This is a genomic window from Phytohabitans kaempferiae (assembly GCF_042433955.1).
GTDB classification, from domain to species: Bacteria; Actinomycetota; Actinomycetes; order Mycobacteriales; family Micromonosporaceae; genus Phytohabitans; species Phytohabitans kaempferiae.
This window is the reverse complement of the sequence record NZ_JBHLUH010000085.1, coordinates 18482-42053: the sequence shown is the minus strand read 5'-3', so window position 1 is coordinate 42053 and position 23572 is coordinate 18482. Positions and strand designations below refer to the sequence as shown.

The window sequence follows — 23572 nt, the reverse complement described above, 5'->3', positions numbered from 1 at the left end:
CCAACGCCTCCTCAACCAAGATCAACAAGCTATGGCTTGACACAGGGCAACTCATGCCCGTCCTCGCTTCGCCGCGGGCGGGCACGAGGCTCCACACGCGCTGAGTGTGCTGATTCGCTCGCTGCGCTCGCTCGTGCCCGTCCTCGCTGCGGGCGGGCACGAGGTGATGATGCGCTCGCTCATCGCTACTCCTCCGTGGGCCGTGCCGGGGCGAGGGAACGCGCCCTCGCCAGGACCTCGTCGACCTGCTTGACGCGGGCGCGGAGCCCGTCGCGTTCGGTTTGCAGGGCTGCCTTGCGGCGGGCGCGGCTGGCCTTGTCTTCCGCCAGTGCCTTGTCGATCTCGGCGATGTGCGCGTCGAGCTGCTGGAGGCGGCGTTCGATGGCGTCGTCGAGGGCCAGCGTGAGGGCGTACTGCAAATCGGTGAAGCGGTGCATGATCTCGTCGGAGAGGGCGGCGCGGGCCTCGCCGAGCACCTCGCGGAGCCAGATCCGGGCCTGCTGGCGGTCGGTCTGCACGCGCCGCCGGTACAGGATGAAGGCGCCGGCCGCCAGCCCCAGGCCAAGCCCGGCGACCGGCAGCAGCAGCCCGCCGCCGACGATGGCGCCAGCGCCGAGCGCGGAGGCGCCCGCCACGGCGCCCCGGCCGGCCATGAACGCCATGCCGCCGGCCGACATCGCGATCATCACGTTGTCGGGGCCGCCGCCCTCGCGGCGGGGGCGGGTGGCGAGGGCGTGGCGGAGGGTGGCGTTGAGCCGGCGGAGTACGAGCTGGAGCTCCTGCGGCCCGAACACCTGCGTGAGCGTGCGCTCGGCGACCTTGCGGAAACGGAACTCCAGGTCGTGCGAGAGGCGTACGGACAGGGCGTGCAGCGCGCGGTCGACCTCCTGCGGCAGCGCCTTGATGTCGTCCCCGCGAGCCTTCTCGATCTTGTTGAGGAAGTCTTCCTGGAGGGCGGTGACGTAGTTGCGCAGCCGCCCGGTCGCCTCGACGCGGGCCCGCTGCGTCTCGGTGTTGAGCGCGAGGCTCCACTGCCGTGACTCGGTGCGCTTGCGGGCGGCCAGCGCGGCCCGGTCGGCCTTGGCCTTGGCCATGTCCTCCGGGTCGGGGTCGGTGGCCTTCATCCGGCCGCCGACCTGCAGGTCCAAGCGGATGTACTCGCTGCGGATCGCGCGCAGCACATTGGCCTGGCCGAGCAGGTGGCCCTTGCCGGCCAGGTCGATGAGCGCGTGCTGCAGCTCGGCGATCCGGGACTCCTTGATGAGTTCGGGCGCGGCCTCGCGGGGCATCGTCATCGCCAGCTCGGCCAGCCGCGCCGACACCGGGTACCAGGGGGCCGAGCCGAACCGGGGGGCGTGCGCCTGGAGCTGGGCGCGGTCGTCCTCCCAGATGGTGCGCCAGCCGGGGTACGCGTCCACCTTGGTCAGCGCGAACACCACGAAGTTGACCCGCTTGCTGGCCTCGATGAGGAACTCCAGCTCCGGCTTGGCGAACGGGGCGGCCGCGTCGACCACGAACAGCAGCGCGGTCGCCTTCTCCACCGCGTCCAGCGCCACCTCGGCGTGGGCCGGGTCGAGGCCGCCGGTGCCGGGGGTGTCCAGCAGCGACAGGTACTGCAGCAGCGGCGCCGAGTGGGTCACCTCGATCCGGCGCGGCGGGCGGGCGCCCTCCGGCAGCCGGCCGAAGGGGGTGGCCCAGTCGCGCAGCTCGGCCTGGTCGAGCGGCACCGGGTCCTCACGGCCGGGCAGCCAGGCCCGCGCCCGGTGCTCGGTGCCGTGGGTGAACTCCAGGTAGGAGGCGGTGGCGACCGCGGCGTCCACCGGCGACAGTCCGGGTACGCCGATGAGCGCGTTGACCAGCGAGCTCTTGCCGCGCTTGGTCTCGCCGACGACCACGATGGCGGGGCGGGACAGGTCGCGGCGGCGGACCGCGTCGAGGTCGGCGGCGGCGTCCGGGTCGGTTTTGCGCAGGAACGCCAGCGACGTGTCGACCGCACCGGTCAGCAGCTTGCGCATCGCGTCGGTGTTGGGCGCGTTCATCGCCGGCCCTCCGCGGCCGCCGGCCGAGGGCTCATGCCGTACCCCGCACTCGCTGGCTGAGCAGGTAGAAGCCGCGGTGCGCGACCAGGGCGACCCGCGACTGGGACGGGCTGGCCCCGGCGACCGCGTACACGCGCCACCGCGTCGCGGCGTCGAGGGCGGCCTTGACGAGCTGCTCGGTGCCGGCGGTGGGCAGGTTGAGGATCCACTGGGGATCGTGGGACAGGGCCAGCCGCGTCAGCTCCTGCTCCATCGGCTCGGGCAGCTCGACGGAGCCGGTGGAGACGAGCTGGGCGACCTCGAGCAGCCGCAGCCGGTGGTAGTCGGGCTGTTGCAGGACCCGTTCGATGGCGTCGCGCAGCAGCTCGCGGTCGTTGGGGCGCTCGGTGTGGCTGGCGATCTTCTCCAGGCTGGACAGTGCCCAGCCGGCCTTGATGGCGTCGGTGCGCCACCGGAACGCCTGGTCGAGCGTGTGCCGCAGCCGGGGGAAGCCGGAGGCCTGGAACAGCATCCGGACGAGATCGCCGCTGGCCAGCTGGGGTCGGGCGGCGAGCTGGGCCATGGCGAAGCCGATGCCGTACAGGTCGAGCAGGCGCAGCAGCCGCTCCCGCTGCTCGCGGGGGACCTTGCACTCGCGGGAGGTGAACAGGTCGACCGAGGCCATCAGGACCAGCCGCTCGGTCTCGGGGAGCTGGGCGAGCACGCGCAGCGCCTCGCAGTCGGCGGCGGTGAGGCGGCCGGCCTCGGTGGTCTCGGCGAGCAGCCCGACCACCGGTACGACGTCGGAGACGACCCGGCGCAGCACCTTGGTCTGGTCGGCGGCCAGCGGCCCGGCGACCGGCCAGGGGTCGGCGACGCCGGCGACCAGTTTGTCCACCTTGTTGAACAGGCCGAGCGAGTTGATGGGGTTGCTGGCCAGCCGGGCCGAGATGGACCGGAACGCCTCCAGGGCCTGCAGGTCGTCGTCGCGGACCGACTGGGTGAACACGTAGATGATCGCCTCGGCGCCGGAGATGGCCCCGACCGAGTCGTCGTCGATGTCGTCGTCGATCGGTGCCTCGTTGAACAGGAAGCGCCTGGCCCCCGCGCTCACCGACGTGTTGGTGGAGGAGAGGCCGGGGGTGTCGACGACGGTCAGCTCACGCAGGTGGTCGCTGGTGAGGGTGACATCGACGTACGAGATGTCGTGGCGGGGCACGCCGAGCCGCTGCGGGATCATGCCGGACTCGTCGAGCGGGAGGCTGGCGCGGGTGCCGTCGCGCCGGATCACGTCGACCCGGTCGGCGGTGCCGTATCGGAACTGGGTCACGATTCGCGTGCATTCTCCCACTTCGGTGGGGGCCACGCGCCGTCCTATGAGCGCGTTCACAAGTGTCGACTTTCCGGCTTTCAGGCGGCCGGCGATGGCCACGCGGAGCGGCTCGTCCAGCCGTCTGCGCACGCCGAGCACCTGCGTCTGGGCGGCGGGGCCGACCCGAGGGCCGACATCGTCACAGAGCGCGGCCACCCGGGCACTGAGCGGACCTGGTCCCATGACTCGTCAGCCGGCGGTACGGTCGGCGACAATGGCGTGGTTCCAGCGGTCGTGCTCGCTCATCGTGTTGGTGTCCCTCCTGCCGGATCCACACTATGAATATCCTGCCGGCGCAGGATCCCATGTTCGTGCCACGCTCTGACGCGGGAGGCCCAGTTGCGTCACGCGCCCGCCGCCACGCGGCCCGGCGCCCTCGTCGAGGAGGCGACCGCGCTGCTGGCCGCGCCCGCACTGGTGGTCCTCACCGGCGGTCCGGGCAGCGGGCGCTCCACCGTGCTCGGCCGGCTGGGCGCCGCGTTCCGCGGGCCGGTGTTCGCCGGTGGCGGGCTGGCGATGCTCCAGGCCGTGCCGGCCTTCGCGCTGGCCCGCGCGGTGCGGGTGCGGCTGCCGGCCGCCGACCCGGCGCTGCTGGCCGAGGCGGTCCGCTCCCGCGTGCGCGCCGGGCTGCTGCTCCTGGACGACCTGCAGTGGGCCGACCCGGCCACCCTGTCGGCCCTGCCCGCGATCGCCGCCCACTGCCGCGTCGCGGTCGCGTTGCGCACCCCGCACCGGCTCCCCGCCGGCGCGGTCGCCGCGCTGCGCGCCGCCGCCGCGGGCTGGCTGCCGGTGCCGCCGCTGCACGCCGACGACGCCGCCGACCTGGCCCGCCGCGTCGCGCCCGGCCTCGACCCGGCCGCGGTCGACGCCGTGGTCACCCGTGCCGGCGGCGTGCCGCTGGCCGTCGAGACACTGGCCAGACACACCGCCTCCCGGGGTACGGCCGACGTGGCCGGCGACGCCGCCCAGGTGGAGTACGCGGTGGCGGCCGCCCTGGCCGACCTGACCCGCCCGGCCCGCACGGCGATGGCGGCGCTGGGCCTGCTCGGCCGCCCCGCGACCGCGTCGGTGCTCGGCGCCGGCGTCGAGGAGCTGGTGGAGTCCGGGCTGGTCGCGCCCTCCGGGGAGGATCTGGCCCCGGTCTCGCCGTACCTGGCCGAGGTCGCCGCCGGCCTGCTCGACCCGCCCGGCCGGCAGGCGCTGCACCGGCGCCTGGCCAGCCTGGTCCCGCCCCGGGAGGCAGCCCGGCACCTCGCGGCCGCCGGTGACGGCCCGGCCGCGTACCAGGTGGCCGTCGCGGCGGCCGCCCGGATGGCGACGGCGGGCGAACGCGCGGAGCTGTTGCTGCTCGCCTGCGACCTGCCAGGCGTCGACCCGGAGCCGCCGGTGCGCACGGCCGCCGCGACCGCCGCCCTGGCCTGCGGACGCCCCCGCGCGGCCGTCCGCGTGCTGACGGCCGGTCCGGGCGCGGCCCCGCTCGGCGTCGACGCGGCCGTGCTGCGGGCCGAGGCGCTGCTCCAGGTCGGTGACGTGACCGCCGCCCGGGAGGCGGCCGCGCCGGTGCCCGACGGCGCCGCCCGCGACATCGTGGCCGCCCGCGACCGGGTGCTGCTGCTGGCCCGCCTCGCCGACGACCCGGCCGGGGCGAGCGCCGCCGCGGCCCGGATCGCCGAGCGGCACGGCGATCCGCCACCGCACGCCGGGCTCCGCGCGGCCATCGCCGCCGTCCGGGCCCACGGCCGCGCCGACGGCTGGGAGTACGGGCTGGCCTCGGCCACCACCGCCGCGGGCGCCGCCGGTGACCTGCTCGCCGCCCGGTGGAGCGCCTGGCTGCTGGTGGAGACGCTGGCCGCCGACGGCCGCCTCGCCGAGGCCGCCCAGGCCGCCGGGAGCGCCGCCCAGGCGTGCGCGGCCGACCTGGCGTACAGCTGGCAGACCCGGTTCCTCGCCGCCGAGCTGTGGTGCACCGCGCTGCGCGGCGCCGCGACCGACGACGTGGTCCGGCGCGCCGGCGACCTCACCGACCGCACCCTGCCGGCCCTCGCCCGGGGGTACGCGACCGCGGCGGCCAGCCTGGTCGAGGCGGACGGCGGGCTGCTGGCCCCGGCCCGTTCCCGGCTGGCCGAAGTGGCCGCGCCGAGCGCGCTGCTGGACTGGGTCGGGCGCGAGGCGGCCTGGCTCGACGGGCAGCCCGACCTGGCGCTGCGCCCCGCCGGCGGCGACCTGTCCCGGGCCGGCGCGCTGGTCGCCGGGCTGCACGAGATCACCGCCCGGTGGGCCTCGTCCGACCTGGGGCTGGCCCCGCCGCCCGGCAAGGCCGCCGTCGACCGGGCCGCCGCGGTCGCCGCGACCCTGCAGGCGTGGAGGGCCGCCGGCGGCTTCGACCGGGCCGCCGCCGCCTGGCACGACCTCGCCGTCCGGGAGGAGGTCCGCTGCCTGCTCGCCCAGGGGCTGCACGAGACCGACCCGGCGCTGGCGGTGCCGCCGCTGCTGGCCGCCGAACGCCTCGCCGAGGAGGCCGGACTGGTAGTGCTGCTCGGCCGGGCCCGGCGGGCGCTGCGCCGCCACGCCGTACGCCGCGACCACCGCGGCCCCCGCGCCGGCACCGAGCTGACCGACCGGGAGCGGGACGTGCTGCGCCTGGTCGCCGCCGGCGAACCGACCCGCCGCATCGCCGGCCAGCTCGGCATCTCCGGCGAGACCGTGGAGACGCACATCCGCTCCGGGATGCGCAAGCTCGGCGCCCGCACCCGCACCGAGGCGGCCGCACGGCTGGGCCAGCTGACATGACCGCCCCCGAAGCGCCCCGCTACGTCGTGCCGACCTCGGCCGACGCCACCACCGTGCTGCGCCGCCTGGCCCGCGGCGGCTGGCAGACCCGGGAGGGCTTCGCGCTGGCCGAGGCGGTGTGGGACATGGCCGACGCGCGGCTGGTGCTGTTCGGCCGGATACCCGACACCGACACCGCCCACCTGGCCGTGATGGCCGCCGCCCGGGGCACCGGCATCGTGGCGATCGCCGACCCGCAGGGGGAGCTGGGCCGGGCATTGGTGGCCGACCTGGGCCGCCTCGGCCCGGTGTACGCCGACCCGGACGCCGAGCCCGAGCCGGACGGCGACGACGGGGTCGGCCAGCTCGTGCCGGAGCAGCGGGCCCTGCTGGAGCGGCTGGCCAACGGGGAGACGATCGCCGCGGCGGCGGCCGCCGAGTTCCTGTCGCTGCGCACCGCCAACCGCCGCATCGCCCAGGCCCGGGAGACGCTCGGCGTCCGCACCACCCGCGAGGCCGTCCTGGCCTACCTGCGCCAGCGGGGCCAGCCCAGCTGATCCGGTCGCCCCCGCCGCCCGGTCAGCGGGGGCGGGAGCGGGCGGTGGTCACCGGGCGGGTCGGGTCGGTGTGGCGGGGCAGGTCGGGCTCGTCGGCGCGCAGCGGCTCCAGCTCACGCGTGATCGCGGCGATGATCTGCTCGGTCGCCTCGCGGGCCGGGCCGGTCGCGCGCAGCGGCGGGCCGAAGTGCACGCGGATCAGCGGGCGCCGCGCCAGCGCGCGCAGGAGCCCGCGTGGGGCTCCCTTCGGCGCGGACCAGGGGACCAGCTCGTGCGTACCCCATTGGGCGACCGGGACCACGACGGCGCCGGTGGCGAGCGCGAGCCGTGCGGTGCCGGTCTTGCCCTTCTCCGGCCAGAGGCCGGGGTCGAGGCTGATCCGCCCCTCCGGGTAGACCAGCACGACCGCGCCGTCCTTGACCGCGGCGGTGGCCAGGCGCAGCGCCTCGGTGACGGTGGCGGTGCCGCGGGCGACCGGGATGTGCCCGGTGCGCCGCATGAGCCAGCCGAGCGTGCGCAGCCGGAACAGTCCCGCGTCGGCCAGGAACCTCGGCCGCAGCCCGCGCTGGTGGCAGGCGGCCATCAGCACCACCGGGTCGACCGGGGAGATGTGGTTGGCGGCCAGGATCAGCGGCCCGTCCCGTAACGCGTCCGGCACGTCGCCGGAGACGCGCAGCCGGGCGAATGGGACGAGCGCCACTCGCGCCAGCCCCACGGCGAGGGTCCACAGCGCACTAGGATCTACTACGGGCCGTAGTAATGATGGAGGTCCCGCATGGACGCGCTCGACGTCGCCCGCTGGCAGTTCGGTGTCACCACCGTCTACCACTTCCTCTTCGTCCCCCTCACCATCGGCCTGTCCGTGCTGGTCGCCGTGCTCCAGACCATCTGGGTACGCACCGGAGACGAACGCTACCTGCGCCTCACCAAGTTCTACGGCAAGCTCTTCCTGGTCAACTTCGCGATGGGCGTGGTGACCGGCATCGTGCAGGAGTTCCAGTTCGGCATGAACTGGAGCGACTACTCCCGCTTCGTCGGCGACGTCTTCGGCGTCCCCCTCGCCATCGAGGCCCTCTTCGCCTTCTTCCTCGAATCCACCTTCCTCGGCCTGTGGATATTCGGCTGGGAACGGCTACCCAAACGCGTCCACCTCGCCTGCATCTGGATCGCCGCCGCCGGCTCCACCGCCTCCGCCTACTTCATCCTCGCCGCCAACTCCTGGATGCAGAACCCGGTCGGCTACCGCGTCGACCCCGACACCGGACGCGCCGAGCTGACCGACTTCGGGGCGGTACTCACCAACAAGGTCACCCTCGCCACCTTCCCGCACACCATCGCCGGCTGCTTCCTCGTCGCCGGCTCGCTCATGACCGCCATCGCCCTGTGGCACCTGATGAAGCACCGCTCCGAGGAGTTTCGCCCGGCGCTGCGCCTCGGCGCCTGGGTCACCCTCGTCGCGGCCGCCACCGTCGCGATCAGCGGCGACTTCCAAGGCAAGATCATGACCGAGGTGCAGCCGATGAAGATGGCCGCCGCCGAAGCCCTCTACGACACCGAGCAGCCGGCCGCGTTCTCCGTCCTGACCATCGGCACCCTCGACGGCGGGCAGGAGGTGTTCGCCATCAGGATCCCGTACCTGCTGTCGTGGCTCGGCACCGGCGACCACAACGGCCGCGTCGAGGGCATCAACGACCTCCAGACCCAGTACGCCGCCCAGTTCGGCCCCGGCACCTACAACCCGATCATCCCGGTCACCTACTGGAGCTTCCGCCTCATGATCGGGCTCGGCATGCTCGGCGCCCTCATCGCGCTCGTCGCGCTCTGGGCCCAGCGCCGCGGCCGCATACCCACCTCCCGGTGGCTGACCCGCGCCTGCCTCGTCCTGCCGCTGCTCCCACTCGCCGCCAACATCTTCGGCTGGATCTTCACCGAGATGGGCCGCCAACCCTGGCTCGTCTTCGGCGAGATGCTCACCCGCGACGGCGTCTCCCGCAGCGTCTCGCTCACCGAGGTCCTCACGTCGTTCACCGCCTTCACCCTCGTGTACGCCGCGCTCGCCACCATCGAGGTCAAGCTGCTGCTCCGCTTCGCCCGCGCCGGCCTGACCCCCACCACGGCGGCTCCTGGGGCTCCTGGGGCTTCCGGTTCGGACCTTTCGGGCGCATTGAAGGAGCACTGATGGAACTCACCACCGTCTGGTTCGTCCTCATCGCCGCCCTCTTCACCGGCTACTTCATCCTCGAGGGCTTCGACTTCGGCGTCGGCGCGCTCCTGCCCGCCATCGGCCGAGACGACCGCGAACGCCGCGCCCTGCTCGGCACCATCGGCCCCGTCTGGGACGGCAACGAGGTATGGGTCATCACCGCCGGCGGGGCCATGTTCGCCGCCTTCCCCGCCTGGTACGCCACCCTCTTCTCCGCCCTCTACCTGCCGCTGCTGCTCATCCTGGTGGCGCTGATCCTGCGCGGCGTCGCGTTCGAGTACCGCGGCATGCGCGACGACCCCCGCTGGCGGGCCCGCTGGGACGCCGCCATCGTCTTCGGCTCCACCGCGCCCGCCTTCCTGTGGGGCGTCGCCTTCGCCAACCTCACCCGCGGCCTGCCACTCACCCCGGACGGCGACTACGCCGGGGGACCGGCCGACCTCCTGCACCCGTACGCGCTCCTCGGCGGCCTGGTCACCCTCACGCTCTTCGTCACGCACGGCGCCGTCTTCCTCGCCCTCAAGACCATGGGGGAGCTGCGCGCCCGCGCGCTGCGCACCGCCGCCCGGGTCGGCCCGGTCGCGCTCACCGCCCTGGCCGCCTTCGCCGTGTGGACGCTCACCGTCCGCTCGTCGCCCGCCGCCGTGGCCACCGCCGCCGCCGCGGCACTCACCCTCGTCGCGGCGCTCGCCGCCAACCGGGCACACCGCGAGGGATGGGCCTTCCTCGGTACGGCACTCACGATCGGCCTGCTCGTGGTGACCCTCTTCGCCACGCTCTTCCCGCACGTGCTCCCGTCCACCCTCGGCGCCGGCGGGCTGACCGTCGACAATGCCGCCTCGTCCCCGTACACGCTGCGGCTCATGACCTGGGTCGCGGCCATCTTCACGCCGCTCGTGCTGCTCTACCAGGGCTGGACGTACTGGGTCTTCCGCAAGCGCGTCTCGGTCGGCGACGCCGGCTACTGAGCCGGTGCGGAGGCTGGGGCGGAGGCTGGGGCGGTGCTCACCGCGCTTGGCGCTGCTTCGCCGGCGGGACGGGTCAGCGTTGGAAGCGGCGCAGCCCTTCGCCGGCCCGCCACAGCTCGATCACCAGGTGGTCGGCCGGGGTCCCCACCCGCGTCCAGACCACCTCCTCGATGTCGAGCCGGAAGAGGTGGGACTGCTCCGACGGGGCCTCGCCGCCCATGGCCTTGGCCAGCTGCTCCGGGTCGGTGACCTCCTCGACCCGGCCGGAGAGCTTCGCGTCGCCCGGCCACGACGACGGGTTGTCGTCGGACGGGTCCTCACTGGCGCTGTGCAGCGCGAACCGCGGATCCCGCCGCAGGTCGACCGCCTTGCGTGCCATCCACATGCTGCCGAGCCAGATGTCGCCGTCGCGGAACTGCGCCTCCGTGCCACTGATCCGCGGCGACCCGTCCCGCCGCAGCGTCGCGAGCGTCTTGTGCTTGAACGCGTCGAACAACCGCCGCACCGCCGCCGCGAACTCCGGTGCGTCCGCCTCGACCTCTTCCCACCTGGCCATACCCGATCGTGCCCTCCGCCTCGTGCTGTGTGTGCCGTGCTCATGGTGCCGAGGCGGCGGGTCTGTCTCCTGCCGCCTCGGCGTCTCGTGCCGCCCGCTCGTGTGGTGCCTCTGGTGCCCCGCGGCCCGCGTGCGCTCGTTGTCAGTCGCGTCGCCGATGTGCTCCGCGGCCGCGCCCGGCATCGCGAGGCAGGGAGGTCACGCTCAGCCGACGTCGCGGAGCTCGGCCAGCCGCGCCTCGATCTCGGCCAGCTCGGCCCGCAGCTTCTCCGCCTGCTGCTCGGCCTCGCTGCGCTCCACCGCCAGGATCTGCTCCACCGCCTCCTGCACGCCCGGAACGTCGACCAGCGCCACCATCTTCAGCGCCTCGGACGGCCGGATCACGTAGGGCTTGGCCAGCGCCTTCGCCCCCTGCGTCGCCGCCACCGTCCATTCACCCTCGGTGTAGGCCAGCGTCACCGTGAGCCCGGGCGGCGGCTTCGGCTTGGCCGCCTTGGCGACCTTGCGCGCCGCCGGCTTCTCCACGGCCTTGTCGGCAGCCGCGGGTGCGTCCACAGTGGTCACTTTCGCCTCCTCGCGTGGCGCCGGCACCGGCGACCTCGTGATCTTCAGCTCTGGCTGGGGAGCGGCGGGCTCACTCGCCGGCGCCGCCTTCTTCGCCGGGGCCGCCTTCGCCCCCTTCGGCGGGATCGTCAGATCGGTGGGGGAGAAGGGCAACTCGTCCTTGCCGAACCGCACCACCACCCACTCCTCCGACAGCTCCGGGTCGGTCAACTCCACGACCTGCCCGATCTGGCCGGCGATCTGCCCAGCCGTCTCGGTGAACATCACCCGCGGCTTGCGGCCCGCGGCGAGCGTGTCACGCATCGCCTTCAAGTCGTCGGTGGACAGTCCTCGAACACCGGATCGCGCGGCGGCCATCACAAACCTCTTCCGTACACGTGTTTGATGACAGCTTCCTACCAGCCGGGTACGACAACGTCCACCGACACGCGGGCGCTGGCAGCCAGCCGTCCTTGGTCGCGCGCCGTTGTCGCGCGCTGTCGCGGTCGCGCCTCGATGGACGCCGGCGCCGGCGTCGCGGACGCGCAGGTGATCGGCTGGCAAACGGGGCGAGCCGTCGTAAGAATCCGACCGGCGTCCGCGCCAGCACGACACACGCACGCCGTCGGGGCCTGACAAACCCCCGAAAGCCGGTCCGTCCACTCAGGAGAGGCGAGGAAGCCGGTCCTCCTGTCCCACCGCGTTATCCAACTGTTCGATAATGCACATTATGTCAACTTGAACGGGCGGGAACGCGTGGAGCACCCGTGCCCCTTGCCCTGACCGGTGCGCTGGTTCGCCGAGCCCGCGCGCCTAGAGCGGCCCGGGATCGTCGCGCAGGCGCGGCTGTACAGGCGCGAACCGGCGGAACATCGCCAGATCCGCCTCCTCCACGGGCCGCAACCGCACCGACAGCTCGTCCACAGACCGCACCGTACCCAGCGAAACGGCCCGGCCCCCAACAGGTGGGAGACCGGGCCGGCGGACGCGGTGCGCGCCTACGGGATCAGCGGCGGGTACTTCGGGTCGAGCAGGTCGTGCTCCTTGAGCAGCCCGTACAGCGGCACGTCGCTCGGGTAGTGACCCCAGGCGTGGTCGCCGTCGCCGGTGTGCAGCCCGACGAGCTGCCGCTGCACCGGCGTGAGGCTCGCCAGGTCCTCGGCCATCGTCTCGCGCGTGTGGACCCACCGGTACGTGTACCCGAAGAAGACGCCCTTGCGGGTCACCTGCGAGTAGTTGTTGGAGCGGGCGTGCCAGATGCGGCGGTCGAAGAAGACCGCGTCACCGGGGTTGGCGGTCACCTCGACCGCGCCCTCCGGGTTGGGCCACTCGATGTCGCGGCGCGGCGGCCCGTCGATCCAGTTGGTGGTGTGGCTGCCCGGTACGACCTGGAAGTTGCCGCGGCCCGGCTGGGAGACGTCCGACAGCCAGTACGCGATCTTCACGGAGAGGCGCGGGCGCGGGTCCGACTCGATCTCGCGGTTTTGCCGGCCGCCGTCCTGGTGCCACTCGAACCGGAACGGCTTCTTCTCCGTCAGCGGCGGGTGCACGTCCAGGTGCGAGTGGTACACGTGCACGTTCCAGCCGAGCATCGACCACACCAGGCCGAACACCTTCGGGTGGTCGAGCAGCGGGGCCAGGTCGTGGCAGCTGTCGACCGCGTTGAGCTTGTGCAGCGACCGGTCGGCGGCGAGCTTGCCGGCGGCGGCGTGCTCCTCGTAGACCCGGTCAACGGCGGCCGCGTAGTGGGCGACCTCGTCCTCGGAGAGCACGCCGGGCACGACGATGTAACCGTCCCGCTCGAAGTTGGCGCGCTGCTCGTCGGTCATTGCGGTGCCCGGATGGGGACGGGCCGAGACAGGGGTGGTCACGAAGGGGTCCTTTCCTCCCGTGGGACAGACTTCTGCTGCACGTACGACGGGTGGTCCCCGCCGTCGCGTTGCCCCGGATTGACGGAGCGTTGCCCCGATGAACGGAAGCCTCGTTACCTGGAGGGTCAGGTAACGATCCGGAAGAGTACTCGCATCCTCCAAACACCGGTGACCCCAGGCAACGATCTAGCGAGAAGTCCCAAGGACCAACCACCGCAAGCCAGGCGAAGCGGACAGCATCTGTCACGCAACGCTCATTACCCGTAACACCATCACCTCGCGGTCCTTCGTGAGCACAGCCACCACGTCACCGGCCAACACGATCTGCTCCGGCACGTCCGCCCCCACGTCCACACCCTTCGTCGCCTTACCGCCCGCCACCTCCGCCACGAACACCTGCCACATCACCTCGGTACCGGCCAACCGGGTCACCCGCAGCACCGCCCGCCCACCCTGGACCGCCTGCGCCGACGTGTCCTCGAACCGCCCCAACTCCTTGCCGTCCGGCCCCAGCGCCCGCGCGTCACTGATCGGCCCGAACGTCGCCTCACCGACCAGCAACCCCGCCGACGTCACGTACCAGCCCGCGTCGTCCCCCGACTCCACCGGCGCGCTCCACGCCTCCTTGCCCGAACGCACGTCCACCGCCACCACCCGGCTCTGCGCGTCCGCCTCCACCGCCGCGCACACCAGGAACTCCCCGCACGGCTTGACCCGCTCCACCGTCTGCCCCGCCGGCAGCCCCAGCGTCCAGGCGCGCCCGAACCCCGGCACCTTGTACGCCGCCAGCACCTCCCGGCCCTTGCCCACCTCGTCGTTCTGCACCCCGACCACCACACCGCCGAACACGGTCCAGTACTCGTTCTCCAGCGGCAGCGTCCCGGTCGAGGTCACCTTCCCCGTCGCCGCGTCGACCAGCCGCCCCCGGCTCTCCTCCGCCTCCAGCTCCACCAGCGCGTTGCCCGCCGTCAACGCGTCGTGCAGCACCCCGTCGAACGCCGGCAGCACACCACCCTTGACGCCCACCCACTGCCGCACCGGCTCGATCCGGTGCTCGTCGATCGTCAGAGTGTCCTCGCCGCCCGGCAGCCGCCACTTCTGCCGACCCGTCCGCAGGTCCACCCGCAGCACCGCGTGCCCGTCATGCGAGTCGTCCACATCCACCAGCACGTCCGTACCCAGGAACGCCACATCCGTGCGCCGCTCCCACGTGTTGCGCCACAACAGCTTCCCGCTGCCCGCCGACAGCACCGCCCGCATGTCGTTGCCGCCGTCCGTCACCGAGTTGTCGCCATCCAGCACCACCAGGTCACCGACCGCCGTCAGCTTCACGCCCTCCGGCTCGATCGGCACCTGCGTCGTCCACCGCGCCGGACCACCGCCGCTCGGCAGCGCCTTCACCTCCGTGATGCCGCTGCCCACCGCGGCCACCACGACGTCCTGCCCCGACACCGCCACCGCCGCCGCGCCCGGCTGCGACAGCGGCACCGCCTCCGCCGAAGCCAGCTCCCCCTTGCCGGCGCCGTTCCCGTCCTGCTGCCCGAACTGGAGCCCCGAATCCAGCTCCTTACCCGCACCGTCCAGCGTGCGGCTCAACCACCGGCCGCCCTGCACCACGCCCGCCACCAAGCCGCCCACCAGCACGAACACCGTGCCGGTCAGCAACGCCCGCCGCACCGGGCGCCGCTTGCGCGGTACCGGCGCCACCATCGGTGGCCGCGGCGGCGGAACCCCCGGACCCACCGCGGGCGGCGGTGGCGGAGGCAGCCCCGCGCCCGGCAACCCCGGCGACCCCGGAATCGGCGCCGACACCACACCAGCCGGAAACGACGACGACACCGGGTACGGCCCGGCCGGCGAACCGAACGGACCCGACACCGGAAACGCCGGACCCGCCACACCACCGGTCGCCACCGCTCCCGGCGCCGCCATCGCGTACACCAGCGCCCCGTACGCCACCGGCAGCTCCGGCTGCTCCGGCACCGACGGCGCCACCCCCAACCGGCCGTGCAACCGGCTCGCCACCAGCGGCATCCGGCTCGCACCGCCCACCAGCAGCAGCCCCGCCAACCGCTCCGGCTCCACGCCCGCCCGCTGCAGAACCCGCCGCGTCTCGTCCACCGCCCGCGCCACCAGCGGGCCACCGACCCGCTCCAGCTCCTCCCGGGTCAGGTGCATCGGCTCCGCCCGCCCCGGCACGTGCACCGGCGCGCTCGACGTCCGCGACAGCATCTCTTTGGCCGCGCGCACCTCCGACCAGAACGCCTGCCGCTCCCGCCGCTGCTCCGCGTCGGCCGGCTGCTCCAGCCGCCGCCACAGCTCCGGGTCACGCACCGCCACCAGATGACCCAGATGCGCGACCAGCGCGCTGTCCACGTCCAACCCGCCCAGGTCGTCCAGGCCACCGGTCGCCAGCACCCGCAACCCGGCCGGCTCCCGCCGCACCACCGCCACGTCGAACGTGCCGCCGCCGAAGTCGAACACCCCCAGACAGCCGCCCGGCGGCACCTGCTGCCCCAACACCTGCACGCAGTACGTCGCCGCCGCGATCGGCTCGTCCAGCAGCGTCACCTGACCCAGACCGGCCCGCCACGCCGCCGCGCGCAGCACGTTGCGTCGCGGCTGCCCCCAGTCCGCCGGACAGGTCAGCACCGTCGCGCCGTCCGGCGAAACCCCGGCCGTACGGGCCTCGTCAGCGACCCGCCGCAGGCTCGCCGCCAGCAACTGCTCCACCGGCACCTCGTGCTCGCCGAGCAGCACCGTGCCCTCGTCGACCCGGCGCTTGGGATGCGGCTCGAACCGCTCCGGCGACGCGCCGCCCAGCCGCGCGCCGTCCCGGCCGGTGTGCAACCCGCCTGACTCGTCCACGAAAACCCCGGACGACAGCAGCGGCGTGCCGTCGAACAGCAGCGCTCGCGGCTCCTGACCGCCCCGGCGCACGACCGCCACCGTGTGCGTCGTACCGAGATCCACCGCGAGGCGTACCGAACCGTCCACGCCGACGCCCCCTCCCCTGTCGCGTCGCCGGATGCTACCCGCGCTCCGCCAGTCGTCGGCGATCAGCCTCTCCCCCGCCCGTGACCTCGGGCACATCCCGTAGAACGTCCTAGGACGCTAGTCAGGGTCACCGCAGCCCCGGACGGTGACCGGCCAGCCCGGACGTCGAGAATGGGGCGCGTGCACGCCCCCGACCCGGCCGCGACCCTGGCCGCGCTCGGCCACCACCGGCCGGACCTCGTGGCGCCGTTCGAGCGGGCGCTGCCCGGCGCGCGGGCCGCGATCCTCGCGCGGCTCTGGGGCGCGTACGCCCGCGAGCCCATCCCGGGCCTACGCGGCCGCACGCACGCCGCCGGCCGCCTCACCGTCCACCTCGACCTCGGCGCGCTGACCGGCCCCGCCGACGCGGCCGAGCCGTACGCCCCCGCACCCGACGGGCTCACCGTCCACCTCGGCGAGACCCCGCACACCGACCCGGGCACGCTCGCCCGCGCGCTCGGGCACACCGCGTTCGCCACCGAGCTGGACAACAGCGTCGCCAACCTCGCCCTCGCCCGCACCGCCCCGCCGCCCCGGCCCACGCTCACCGGCACGCTGCCCCAGCTCGAACAGTCCGTGGTGGACGGACACCCCCTGCACCCCGGCTGCCGCACCCGCCTGGGCATGTCCACTCTGGACGTGCTCCGGTACGCCCCCGAGCACCGCCCCGTCGTCCGCCTCCACCTGGTCCGGGTCCCGCCCGCCCGCTGGTACGGCACCGCCCCGCCCCTGCTGCTGGTCCACCCCTGGCAGCGCGAGCACCTGCTCGACGCGTACCCCTGGCTCGTGCCCGTGGGCCGCGTGCCCGCGCGGCCACTCATGTCCCTGCGCACCCTGGCCCCCGCGGGCGCCACACACCACGTCAAGACCGCCGTCGACGTGCAGATGACCTCCGCCGTCCGTACCGTCTCCGAAGCCGCCATCCGCAACGGGCCGGCGCTCTCCGCCCTGCTCGAAGCCCTCGCCCCACCGGGCCTCACGGTGATGGCCGAGGAGCGGGCCGGCGCGGTCCTCGTCGACGGCGAACCGTCCCGCAGCCTCGCCCACGTCAGGCGGCGCGTACCCCGGCTGGCCCCCGGCGAGGTCGCCGTCCCGTTCGCCGCGCTCGCCGCCGCCGTCCGCGGCGGCCTGCGCCTGCCCGACCCGCCCGGCTTCTTCACCGCCCTCGCCGGCGTGCTGCTCACCCCGCTGCTGCACCTGCTGCGCCACGGCGTCGCCCTGGAGGCACACGGCCAGAACACGCTCCTCGTGCTCCGCGACGGCCACCCCACACGGCTGCTGTACCGCGACTTCGGCGGCGTCCGGATCAGCCCCGCCGCCCTGCGCCGCGCCGGGGTCGAGCCGCCGCCGCTGCACGGTGACGTCGCCACCGACGACCCGGACGCGCTGCGCGACAAGCTCCTCGCCGCCGCCGTCAGCGGCGCGCTGGCCGAGCAGGTGGCCGCCTTCTCCGGTGCGTACGGGATCACGCCCCGACTACTGTGGACCCGGGCCGCCCGCCCGGAGCTGCGCGGGGGCCCGCTGCCGGTCAAGGCGACCACCGCGATGCGCCTGGCCACCGACCCGCTCACCGACGTGTGGGCTACGCTTCCCAACCCGATGGCAGGCTAGTTGAGCGAGCTGACTGTGTGTGCGTTCGCGCCCGGCACCGTCCACGACGCGGCCGCACACGCCGAAAACCACCTCGCGGTGCTCGCGCCGCACCTCCGCGACCCCTTCCAGGCCGCACTGCCAAGAGCCGCGGCCGCCGTCGGGCGCCGGCTCCTGGGCGCGCTGTGGCGTGAGGACATCGCCGACACCCGCATCCGGTACGAACGGCGGGGTCGCCCGCACGCCTTCGACCGGGTCGAGTTCGCGGCGGTGCCGGCCGCCGACCCGGTCGACCTGCTCCCGCCCTCCATCGTGGAGAGTCGCCGGTGGACGCTCGCCGCCGAGCTCGCCAACGCGGTCGTCAACCTCGCCATCGCGTACGCCCGCCGCGACGCCACACCCCCACCTCCCACCACCGGACCCGACGCCGACGCGGTCACGCTGGAACGCCTCGCCATCGACGGCCACAACCTCCACCCCTGCGGCCGCACCCGCATCGGCTGGGACGTCGACGACGTGCTCGCCCACGACCTGGAGGCCGGCACCACCCGGATCGGCTTCGTCGCCCTGCGCCGCGCCGCCCACCTCGGCGACGACGTCGGCGCCGCGCTCGCCGCCGCCGGCCTCGACGTGCCCGCCGCCCCGCCCGGGTACGTCGTGCAGCCCGTCCACGCCTGGCAGCGCGACGCCGTCCTCGCCCGCCGCTACCCCGACCTGCTCCGCGACGGCACCCTGCGGATCCTCGACGGCACCGTCCCCGCCGTGCCCACCGCGGCTCTCCGCACGCTGCTGCTGCCGCGCGGCGGCTACCTGAAGCTCTCCCTCGACATCCAGGTCACCTCCAGCCGCCGCAGCATCTCCGTCGCCAGCACCCGCAACGGCCCGGCCCTGTCCGCGCTGCTGCACCGCCTGCTCGCCACCGAGGAACGCGTCCTGCTGCTCGCCGAGACCGCCGGCGCCGCCCTCCCGGACAGCCGCGACGCCGGCGCCATCCTCCGCGCCGGACTCGACGGCCGCCTCGCCCCCACCGAGCGGGTCGTCCCCGGCAGCGCGCTGCCCGCCGTCGCCGGGGAGCTGCTGCGCGAGTACGGCCGGGGGCCGCTCGCCTTCCTCACCGCGTACGCCCGGCTGGTGCTCCCGCCGCTGCTGCGCCTGGCCACCCGCTACGGCATCGCGCTCGAGGCCCACCTGCAGAACTGCCTGCCCACCTTCACCGCCGGCACCCCGCACCGGCTCGTCCTGCGCGACCTGGCCGGGCTGCGCGTGCACCGGCCCCGCCTCGCCGCCGCCGGCGTACCCCTGGAGCTGTGGCCCGGCTCGGTCATCGGCACCGACGACCTCGACACCATGCGCGCCAAGCTCGGCTACACCGCCCTCCAGGCCCACCTCGGCGAGCTGGTGATCGCGCTCGGCGCGCACGGCCTCGACGAGGCGGCCGCCTGGCGGGCCGTCCGCGAGGTCGTCGACACCACGTACGACGAGCTGCGCGCCGACCCGGCCACCGCCTGCGCCGCCACGGCCGACCACGCCGCCTTCACCGCCCCCCGCGTGCCGCACAAGGCACTCGTACGGATGCGCCTCGCCGGCGACGGCGACGTCTACCTCCCGGTACGGAACCCGCTGCATGCTCCCTGAACCCGTCATGCTCCCTGAACCCGTCATGCTCCCTGAACCCGTCATGCTCCCTGAGCGCGTCATGCTCCCTGAGCCAGTCCGCGCCGCCCTCGCCGGCGCCACCGCCCCGGTCTGCGCGTACGTCTACGACACCGCGACCCTGCGGGCCACCGCCGCCGCCCTCCGCGCGGCCCTGCCGGACGGCACGACCCTGCTGTACGCGGTCAAGGCCAACGGCCACCCCGCCGTCGCCGCCGCCCTCGCCGAGGTGTGCGACGGGCTCGAGGTCGCCTCCGGGGGCGAGCTGGAGCTGGCCGTCGCCGCCGGCGCCCGCACGATCGCCTTCGGCGGCCCCGCCAAGACCGACGCCGAGCTGCGCTCCGCGCTCGCCGCCGGCGCGCTCGTCCATGCCGAGAGCCCGCTGGAGCTGCGCCGCCTCGCCGCCCTGGCCACCGGCCCCCTCGACATCGCCCTGCGGGTCAACCGCGCCGGCGGCACGCTCGGCGGAACGCACCGGATGGCCGGCGCGCCCACCCCGTTCGGCATCGAGGAAGCCCAGCTGCCCGCGGCCGCCGCGCTCGCCGCGGACCTCCCGCACCTGCGCGTGGTCGGCTTCCACCTGCACGCCGTCTCCAACAACCTGGACGCGGACGCGCACACCGCCTTCGTCGACGAGGCCGTGCGCTGGTCGGTGGCGACCGCCGCCCGGCTCGGCATCAAACTGTCCTATGTGAACGTCGGCGGCGGTCTCGGCGTCGACTACCTCACCGGGGAGGCGCTCCCGCTGCCCCGCCTGCGCCCCCAGCCGCCCCCGTCCGGCGTGCGGCTCGCGTTCGAACCCGGCCGCTACCTCACTGCCGCCGCCGGCTGGTACGCCGCCGAGGTGCTCGACCTCAAGCACAACCACGGCCGGTGGTTCGCCGTGCTGCGCGGCGGCACGCACCACTTCCGGCTCCCCGCCGCCTGGGGGTACAGCCACCCCTTCACCGTGCTGCCCCGCGAGCAGTGGCCGTACGACTTCGCCCGCCCCGAGGTCCGCGACGTCGAGGTGGACGCCGCCGGCGAGCTGTGCACGCCCCGCGACATCCTCACCCGGGGCCAGCGCGTGACCCGGCTGCGGGTCGGCGACGTGCTGGTCTTCGGGCACGCCGGCGCGTACGGCTGGGACATCTCCCACCACGACTACCTGAAGCATCCGCGACCCCAGATGTTCGTGGTATAACCATCCTGGGATCGTCATATATTTAGATGTTTCGGGTTAACGTACGCGCATGCGTACCCCCCGGTTCTCGCTCCTCGTCACCGCTGTCGTTGGGGTGGCCGCGGGCCTGCTCGTGGCCCCCGCGCCGGCCCAGGCCGCCACGATCTCCAAGCCGCTGCGCACCCTCATCGCCGACCTGCCCGTGGCCACCGAGATCCGCACCGGCTACAACCGCGACCTCTTCCCGCACTGGATCGACGCCGACGGCGACGGCTGCAACACGCGGTACGAGGTGCTCATCGCCGAGTCCACCACCACCCCCAGCGTCGGCTCCGGATGCTCCCTCTCCGGCGGCCGCTGGTTCTCCTACTACGACGGCGCCGCCTGGACCAACCCCTCCGACGTCGACATCGACCACGTCGTACCGCTGGCCGAGGCGTGGGACTCCGGCGCCCGCAACTGGACCACCACCAAGCGCCGCTCCTTCGCCAACGACCTCGGCGACGCCCGCAGCCTGGCCGCGGTCACCGACAACGTCAACCAATCCAAAGGCGACCAGGACCCGGCACAGTGGATGCCCTCGGTGAGCAGCGTGCGCTGCCGGTACGTCACGGAGTGGGCCGCGGTGAAGACCCGCTGGGGACTCACCGTCGACTCGGCCGAGAAGAGCGCGCTCACCAGCTACGCCGCGTCGTGCTCCAACGTCACCGTGACGGTCACGACCGCCTGACCCCCGCACACCTCGCGGCCGGCCTCCGCCAATCGGGGGCCGGCCGCCTCAGCGCCGCGACCAGGCGGCGGCGCGGATCTCCCGCAACGCCTGCCGGCGCGTGTCGCCGCGCAGCGTGTCGATGTAGAGCTTGCCGTCCAGGTGGTCGGTCTCGTGCTGCAACGCCCGCGCCAGGAACCCGCCGCCGCGCACCGTCAGCGGCGTGCCGTACTGGTCGAAGCCCTCCACCGTCGCGTACATGGCGCGGGGCGTCGAGAAGTACAGCTCCGGGATCGACAGGCAGCCCTCGTCGCCCTCCTGGAGCTCCTCGGACAGCTCGATCGTCGGGTTGACCACGTGGCCCACCTCGCCGTCGGCGTCGTAGACGAACACGCGCGCGCTCACCCCGATCTGCGGCGCCGCGACCCCGGCCCGGCCAGGCGCGCCGAGCAGCGTGTCCATGAGGTCGGTGACCAGTGACCGCAGCTCGGCGTCGAAGGAGGTGACCGGTTCGGCCGGCGTACGCAGCACCGCGTCGCCGAGCAGCCGGATGGGCCGCATCGTCATGGCCGCCAGGCTAGCCGGTTCCTTACCGCTCGGCGCTCCCCCGCTGTGCGCGTGTCCCTACGCACTCCCCCTAGGGCGTCCTAGGAAGCTAGTCTTTTGGTCGGCGACCTTGGGATGCCCCCTGTGGCCATCCGGCGAGCCCCTGTGAGGACGGCGCACGGCTCGGGCCGCGGCGGGCTCTTCAGGCGGGTCCGGCCAGCGCGGCGCGCAGTGGCGCGGCCTTGGCCGCCGCCTCCGCGACCTCGGCCTCCGGGTCGCTGCCCCAGGTGATGCCGCCGCCCGCCCACAGGTGCAGCCGCTCCCCGTCGGCGGCGGCGGTGCGGATGGTCAGCCCCAGGTCGATCCGGTCGTGCCCCACCCAGCCCAGCGCGCCCATGCTCGGCCCCCGCCCGACCGGCTCCAGCGCCGCGATCTCGGCCAGCGCGGCCAGCTTCGGCGCCCCGGTCACCGAACCGCCCGGGCACACCGCCCGCAGCAGGTCGGCCAGGCCCAGGCCGGCGACCGGCTCGGCGGAGACCACCGACTCGGCCTGCCACAGGTCGCACCAGCGCCGGATCGCGAACAGCTCGTCGACCCGCACCGAGCCGGTACGCGCGACCCGCGCCAGGTCGTTTCGCTCCAGGTCGACGATCATGACGTGCTCGGCCCGCTCCTTCGCCGACGCGAGCAGCTCCCGCCGCCCCACCTCGGTCGCCGGGCGGGTCCCCTTGATCGGCCGGGTCACCACCCGCCCGCCGGCCACCTCGACCAGCGTCTCCGGCGACGCGCAGCCGATCGCCCAGCCCGTACCGGTCAGCACCCCCGCGTACCGGGCTCCGCGCACCCCCGCCAGCCGCCGCAGCGCCGGCAGCGGGTCGCCCAGGTAGGGGGCGGCGGCGTGGCCGACCACGTTCACCTGGTAGACGTCACCCCGGGAGATCGCCGCCCGCACCGCGCGCACCGCGCCGGCGTGCGCCCGTGGCGTCCAGCTCGCCCGCCAGCCGCCCAGGTGCCAGCCGGCCCGCTCCTCCTCCGGGGCGGGCGGGACCGGCCGCGACGCGTCGTAGGCGACCGCCACCAGGTCCGGGACGGCCGGCGCCGGGCTCGGCGGGCCGGTCGGGGCGCCCACCGCCCACGCCCCGGCGGCGGCCGACACGAAGACCGACGCGCCGACCGCGGCACCGGTACTGGGCGGCGTGTCACCCATCCGACCCAGATCCCGCACCGGCAGTCCGTGGCGAACGAGGAACTCTTGGAGAACATGGAAGGGATCGCCGCCGTCGCCGATCCGCCACTCGACGCGGCAACGCTCCCTGAACGCACCGTGACGGGAAGGCTGCGCCCCGCCGACAATGTTGGACAGGTTTGGGAGCGTTCCCAGTACGACCGGTTCGAAGTGCCTCATCCGAAGGGTGGATTCTCCCGTGTTAGTGCCATTACCTGTTCGAAAGAGTGTCGTTCTGCTTGGTAGCGTGCGTCACTGGTCATGTGAACCGTGACACAGCACCCCCACAGCCCGGAGAACCCGATGTGTTCGCACCAAACACCCTGCCCCTCAGCTGAAGCCACCGACCGGGACGCCGCACGCGTCGTCGCGTGTTTCCCGGAGCAAGGCTGGAGCCTGCTCTGCAACGGCGTCATCCTCTTCGAGGACACCGGCGAGCTCCTGCCCGACGGCAGGACCATCGCCCCGCACCGCGGCCCGGCACGCCACGCCCTCGCCGCCTGAGAAAGCGCACGCTCCATCTGAGTGAGCATGCCACCCGCCTCGCCCCCATCGTCGTCGGGCTGAGGCACTCGACGGACACCGTCGTCCCTCATCGGTAAGGCCGCCGGCTCGCGCGGCCATGCGAGCGTGCCCGCGAGGGGACGCCCCGCACGGCGCGGACCCGACCCGGCCCCCACGAGCGCGCCCGCCGCCGTGACGCGGCTCCCAGGGCGGCCCTGTGCGCCGCTGGCCCGCCTCTTGGCCTCACACGCCGGGCCACGGCCGGAAAACACTCCCCGGACGCCGAGGCC

At 74.2% G+C, this 23572-nt stretch carries 18 protein-coding genes; 9 read left to right on the top strand and 9 right to left on the bottom strand.

What is annotated here, in order from left to right:
• Positions 1 to 185: 185 nt before the first annotated feature.
• Positions 186 to 2039: a dynamin family protein gene (locus ACFFIA_RS39075; RefSeq protein ID WP_377261478.1), complete on the bottom strand. Its 1854-nt coding sequence runs from the start codon at positions 2037 to 2039 to the stop codon at positions 186 to 188.
• A gap of 31 nt (positions 2040 to 2070) precedes the next feature.
• Entirely contained in the window at positions 2071 to 3573 is a 1503-nt protein-coding gene (locus ACFFIA_RS39070; RefSeq protein ID WP_377261474.1) for a dynamin family protein, read from the bottom strand.
• Between the two features lie 156 nt (positions 3574 to 3729).
• Between ACFFIA_RS39070 and ACFFIA_RS39065 the strand changes: the two genes are divergently transcribed.
• Together ACFFIA_RS39065 and ACFFIA_RS39060 are read left to right on the top strand one after the other, a co-directional pair.
• Positions 3730 to 6180 (top strand): helix-turn-helix transcriptional regulator, encoded by a 2451-nt coding sequence (locus ACFFIA_RS39065; RefSeq protein ID WP_377261472.1) that lies wholly within the window; start codon positions 3730 to 3732, stop codon positions 6178 to 6180.
• A complete protein-coding gene (locus tag ACFFIA_RS39060; RefSeq protein WP_377261469.1) occupies positions 6177 to 6716 on the top strand; it encodes a LuxR family transcriptional regulator in 540 nt (179 codons plus the stop codon). The genes ACFFIA_RS39065 and ACFFIA_RS39060 overlap by 4 nt, the downstream gene beginning before the upstream one ends.
• Before the next feature lie 22 nt (positions 6717 to 6738).
• On the opposite strand, the gene ACFFIA_RS39055 is transcribed toward ACFFIA_RS39060, so the two are convergent.
• Positions 6739 to 7446 (bottom strand): lysophospholipid acyltransferase family protein, encoded by a 708-nt coding sequence (locus ACFFIA_RS39055; RefSeq protein WP_377261486.1) that lies wholly within the window; start codon positions 7444 to 7446, stop codon positions 6739 to 6741.
• Positions 7447 to 7491: 45 nt separating this feature from the next.
• Here ACFFIA_RS39055 and ACFFIA_RS39050 point away from each other — a divergent pair, with 45 nt between their 5' ends.
• Positions 7492 to 8895 (top strand): cytochrome ubiquinol oxidase subunit I, encoded by a 1404-nt coding sequence (locus ACFFIA_RS39050; RefSeq protein WP_377261467.1) that lies wholly within the window; start codon positions 7492 to 7494, stop codon positions 8893 to 8895.
• A complete protein-coding gene (cydB, locus tag ACFFIA_RS39045) occupies positions 8895 to 9887 on the top strand; it encodes a cytochrome d ubiquinol oxidase subunit II (protein WP_377261464.1) in 993 nt (330 codons plus the stop codon). The genes ACFFIA_RS39050 and cydB overlap by 1 nt, the downstream gene beginning before the upstream one ends.
• Positions 9888 to 9960: 73 nt before the next feature.
• Here cydB and ACFFIA_RS39040 read toward each other — a convergent pair whose 3' ends face one another.
• From ACFFIA_RS39040 to ACFFIA_RS39025, 4 genes are all read right to left on the bottom strand, one after another.
• Positions 9961 to 10443, bottom strand: coding sequence for a pyridoxamine 5'-phosphate oxidase family protein (locus tag ACFFIA_RS39040; protein ID WP_377261462.1), 483 nt, complete (start codon positions 10441 to 10443; stop codon positions 9961 to 9963).
• A gap of 204 nt (positions 10444 to 10647) precedes the next feature.
• Positions 10648 to 11364: a hypothetical protein gene (locus ACFFIA_RS39035; RefSeq protein WP_377261459.1), complete on the bottom strand. Its 717-nt coding sequence runs from the start codon at positions 11362 to 11364 to the stop codon at positions 10648 to 10650.
• 620 nt (positions 11365 to 11984) lie between these two features.
• The gene (locus tag ACFFIA_RS39030; RefSeq protein WP_377261456.1) at positions 11985 to 12857 is read right to left on the bottom strand and encodes a phytanoyl-CoA dioxygenase family protein; all 873 of its coding nucleotides are present in this window, start codon (positions 12855 to 12857) and stop codon (positions 11985 to 11987) included.
• A 243-nt stretch (positions 12858 to 13100) separates the two neighbouring features.
• The gene (locus ACFFIA_RS39025) at positions 13101 to 15854 is read right to left on the bottom strand and encodes an Hsp70 family protein (RefSeq protein ID WP_377261453.1); all 2754 of its coding nucleotides are present in this window, start codon (positions 15852 to 15854) and stop codon (positions 13101 to 13103) included.
• Positions 15855 to 16025: 171 nt separating this feature from the next.
• Between ACFFIA_RS39025 and ACFFIA_RS39020 the strand changes: the two genes are divergently transcribed.
• From ACFFIA_RS39020 to ACFFIA_RS39005, 4 genes are all read left to right on the top strand, one after another.
• Positions 16026 to 17504 (top strand): IucA/IucC family protein, encoded by a 1479-nt coding sequence (locus ACFFIA_RS39020; RefSeq protein WP_377261450.1) that lies wholly within the window; start codon positions 16026 to 16028, stop codon positions 17502 to 17504.
• Positions 17505 to 19118 (top strand): IucA/IucC family protein, encoded by a 1614-nt coding sequence (locus tag ACFFIA_RS39015; protein WP_377261449.1) that lies wholly within the window; start codon positions 17505 to 17507, stop codon positions 19116 to 19118. It begins immediately after the preceding gene.
• A gap of 61 nt (positions 19119 to 19179) precedes the next feature.
• Positions 19180 to 20319, top strand: coding sequence for an alanine racemase (locus tag ACFFIA_RS39010; RefSeq protein WP_377261447.1), 1140 nt, complete (start codon positions 19180 to 19182; stop codon positions 20317 to 20319).
• 49 nt (positions 20320 to 20368) lie between these two features.
• The gene (locus ACFFIA_RS39005) at positions 20369 to 21028 is read left to right on the top strand and encodes an HNH endonuclease family protein (RefSeq protein WP_377261445.1); all 660 of its coding nucleotides are present in this window, start codon (positions 20369 to 20371) and stop codon (positions 21026 to 21028) included.
• Between the two features lie 48 nt (positions 21029 to 21076).
• Here ACFFIA_RS39005 and def read toward each other — a convergent pair whose 3' ends face one another.
• Both def and ACFFIA_RS38995 read right to left on the bottom strand, forming a co-directional pair.
• Complete coding sequence (gene def, locus ACFFIA_RS39000) at positions 21077 to 21574, bottom strand: peptide deformylase (RefSeq protein ID WP_377261442.1); 498 nt, start codon at positions 21572 to 21574, stop codon at positions 21077 to 21079.
• A gap of 181 nt (positions 21575 to 21755) precedes the next feature.
• Entirely contained in the window at positions 21756 to 22958 is a 1203-nt protein-coding gene (locus ACFFIA_RS38995) for a chorismate-binding protein (RefSeq protein WP_377261440.1), read from the bottom strand.
• Positions 22959 to 23081: 123 nt separating this feature from the next.
• Here ACFFIA_RS38995 and ACFFIA_RS38990 point away from each other — a divergent pair, with 123 nt between their 5' ends.
• Positions 23082 to 23282, top strand: a complete 201-nt coding sequence (locus tag ACFFIA_RS38990; RefSeq protein WP_377261483.1) for a DUF5999 family protein — start codon at positions 23082 to 23084, stop codon at positions 23280 to 23282.
• Positions 23283 to 23572: the final 290 nt, after the last annotated feature.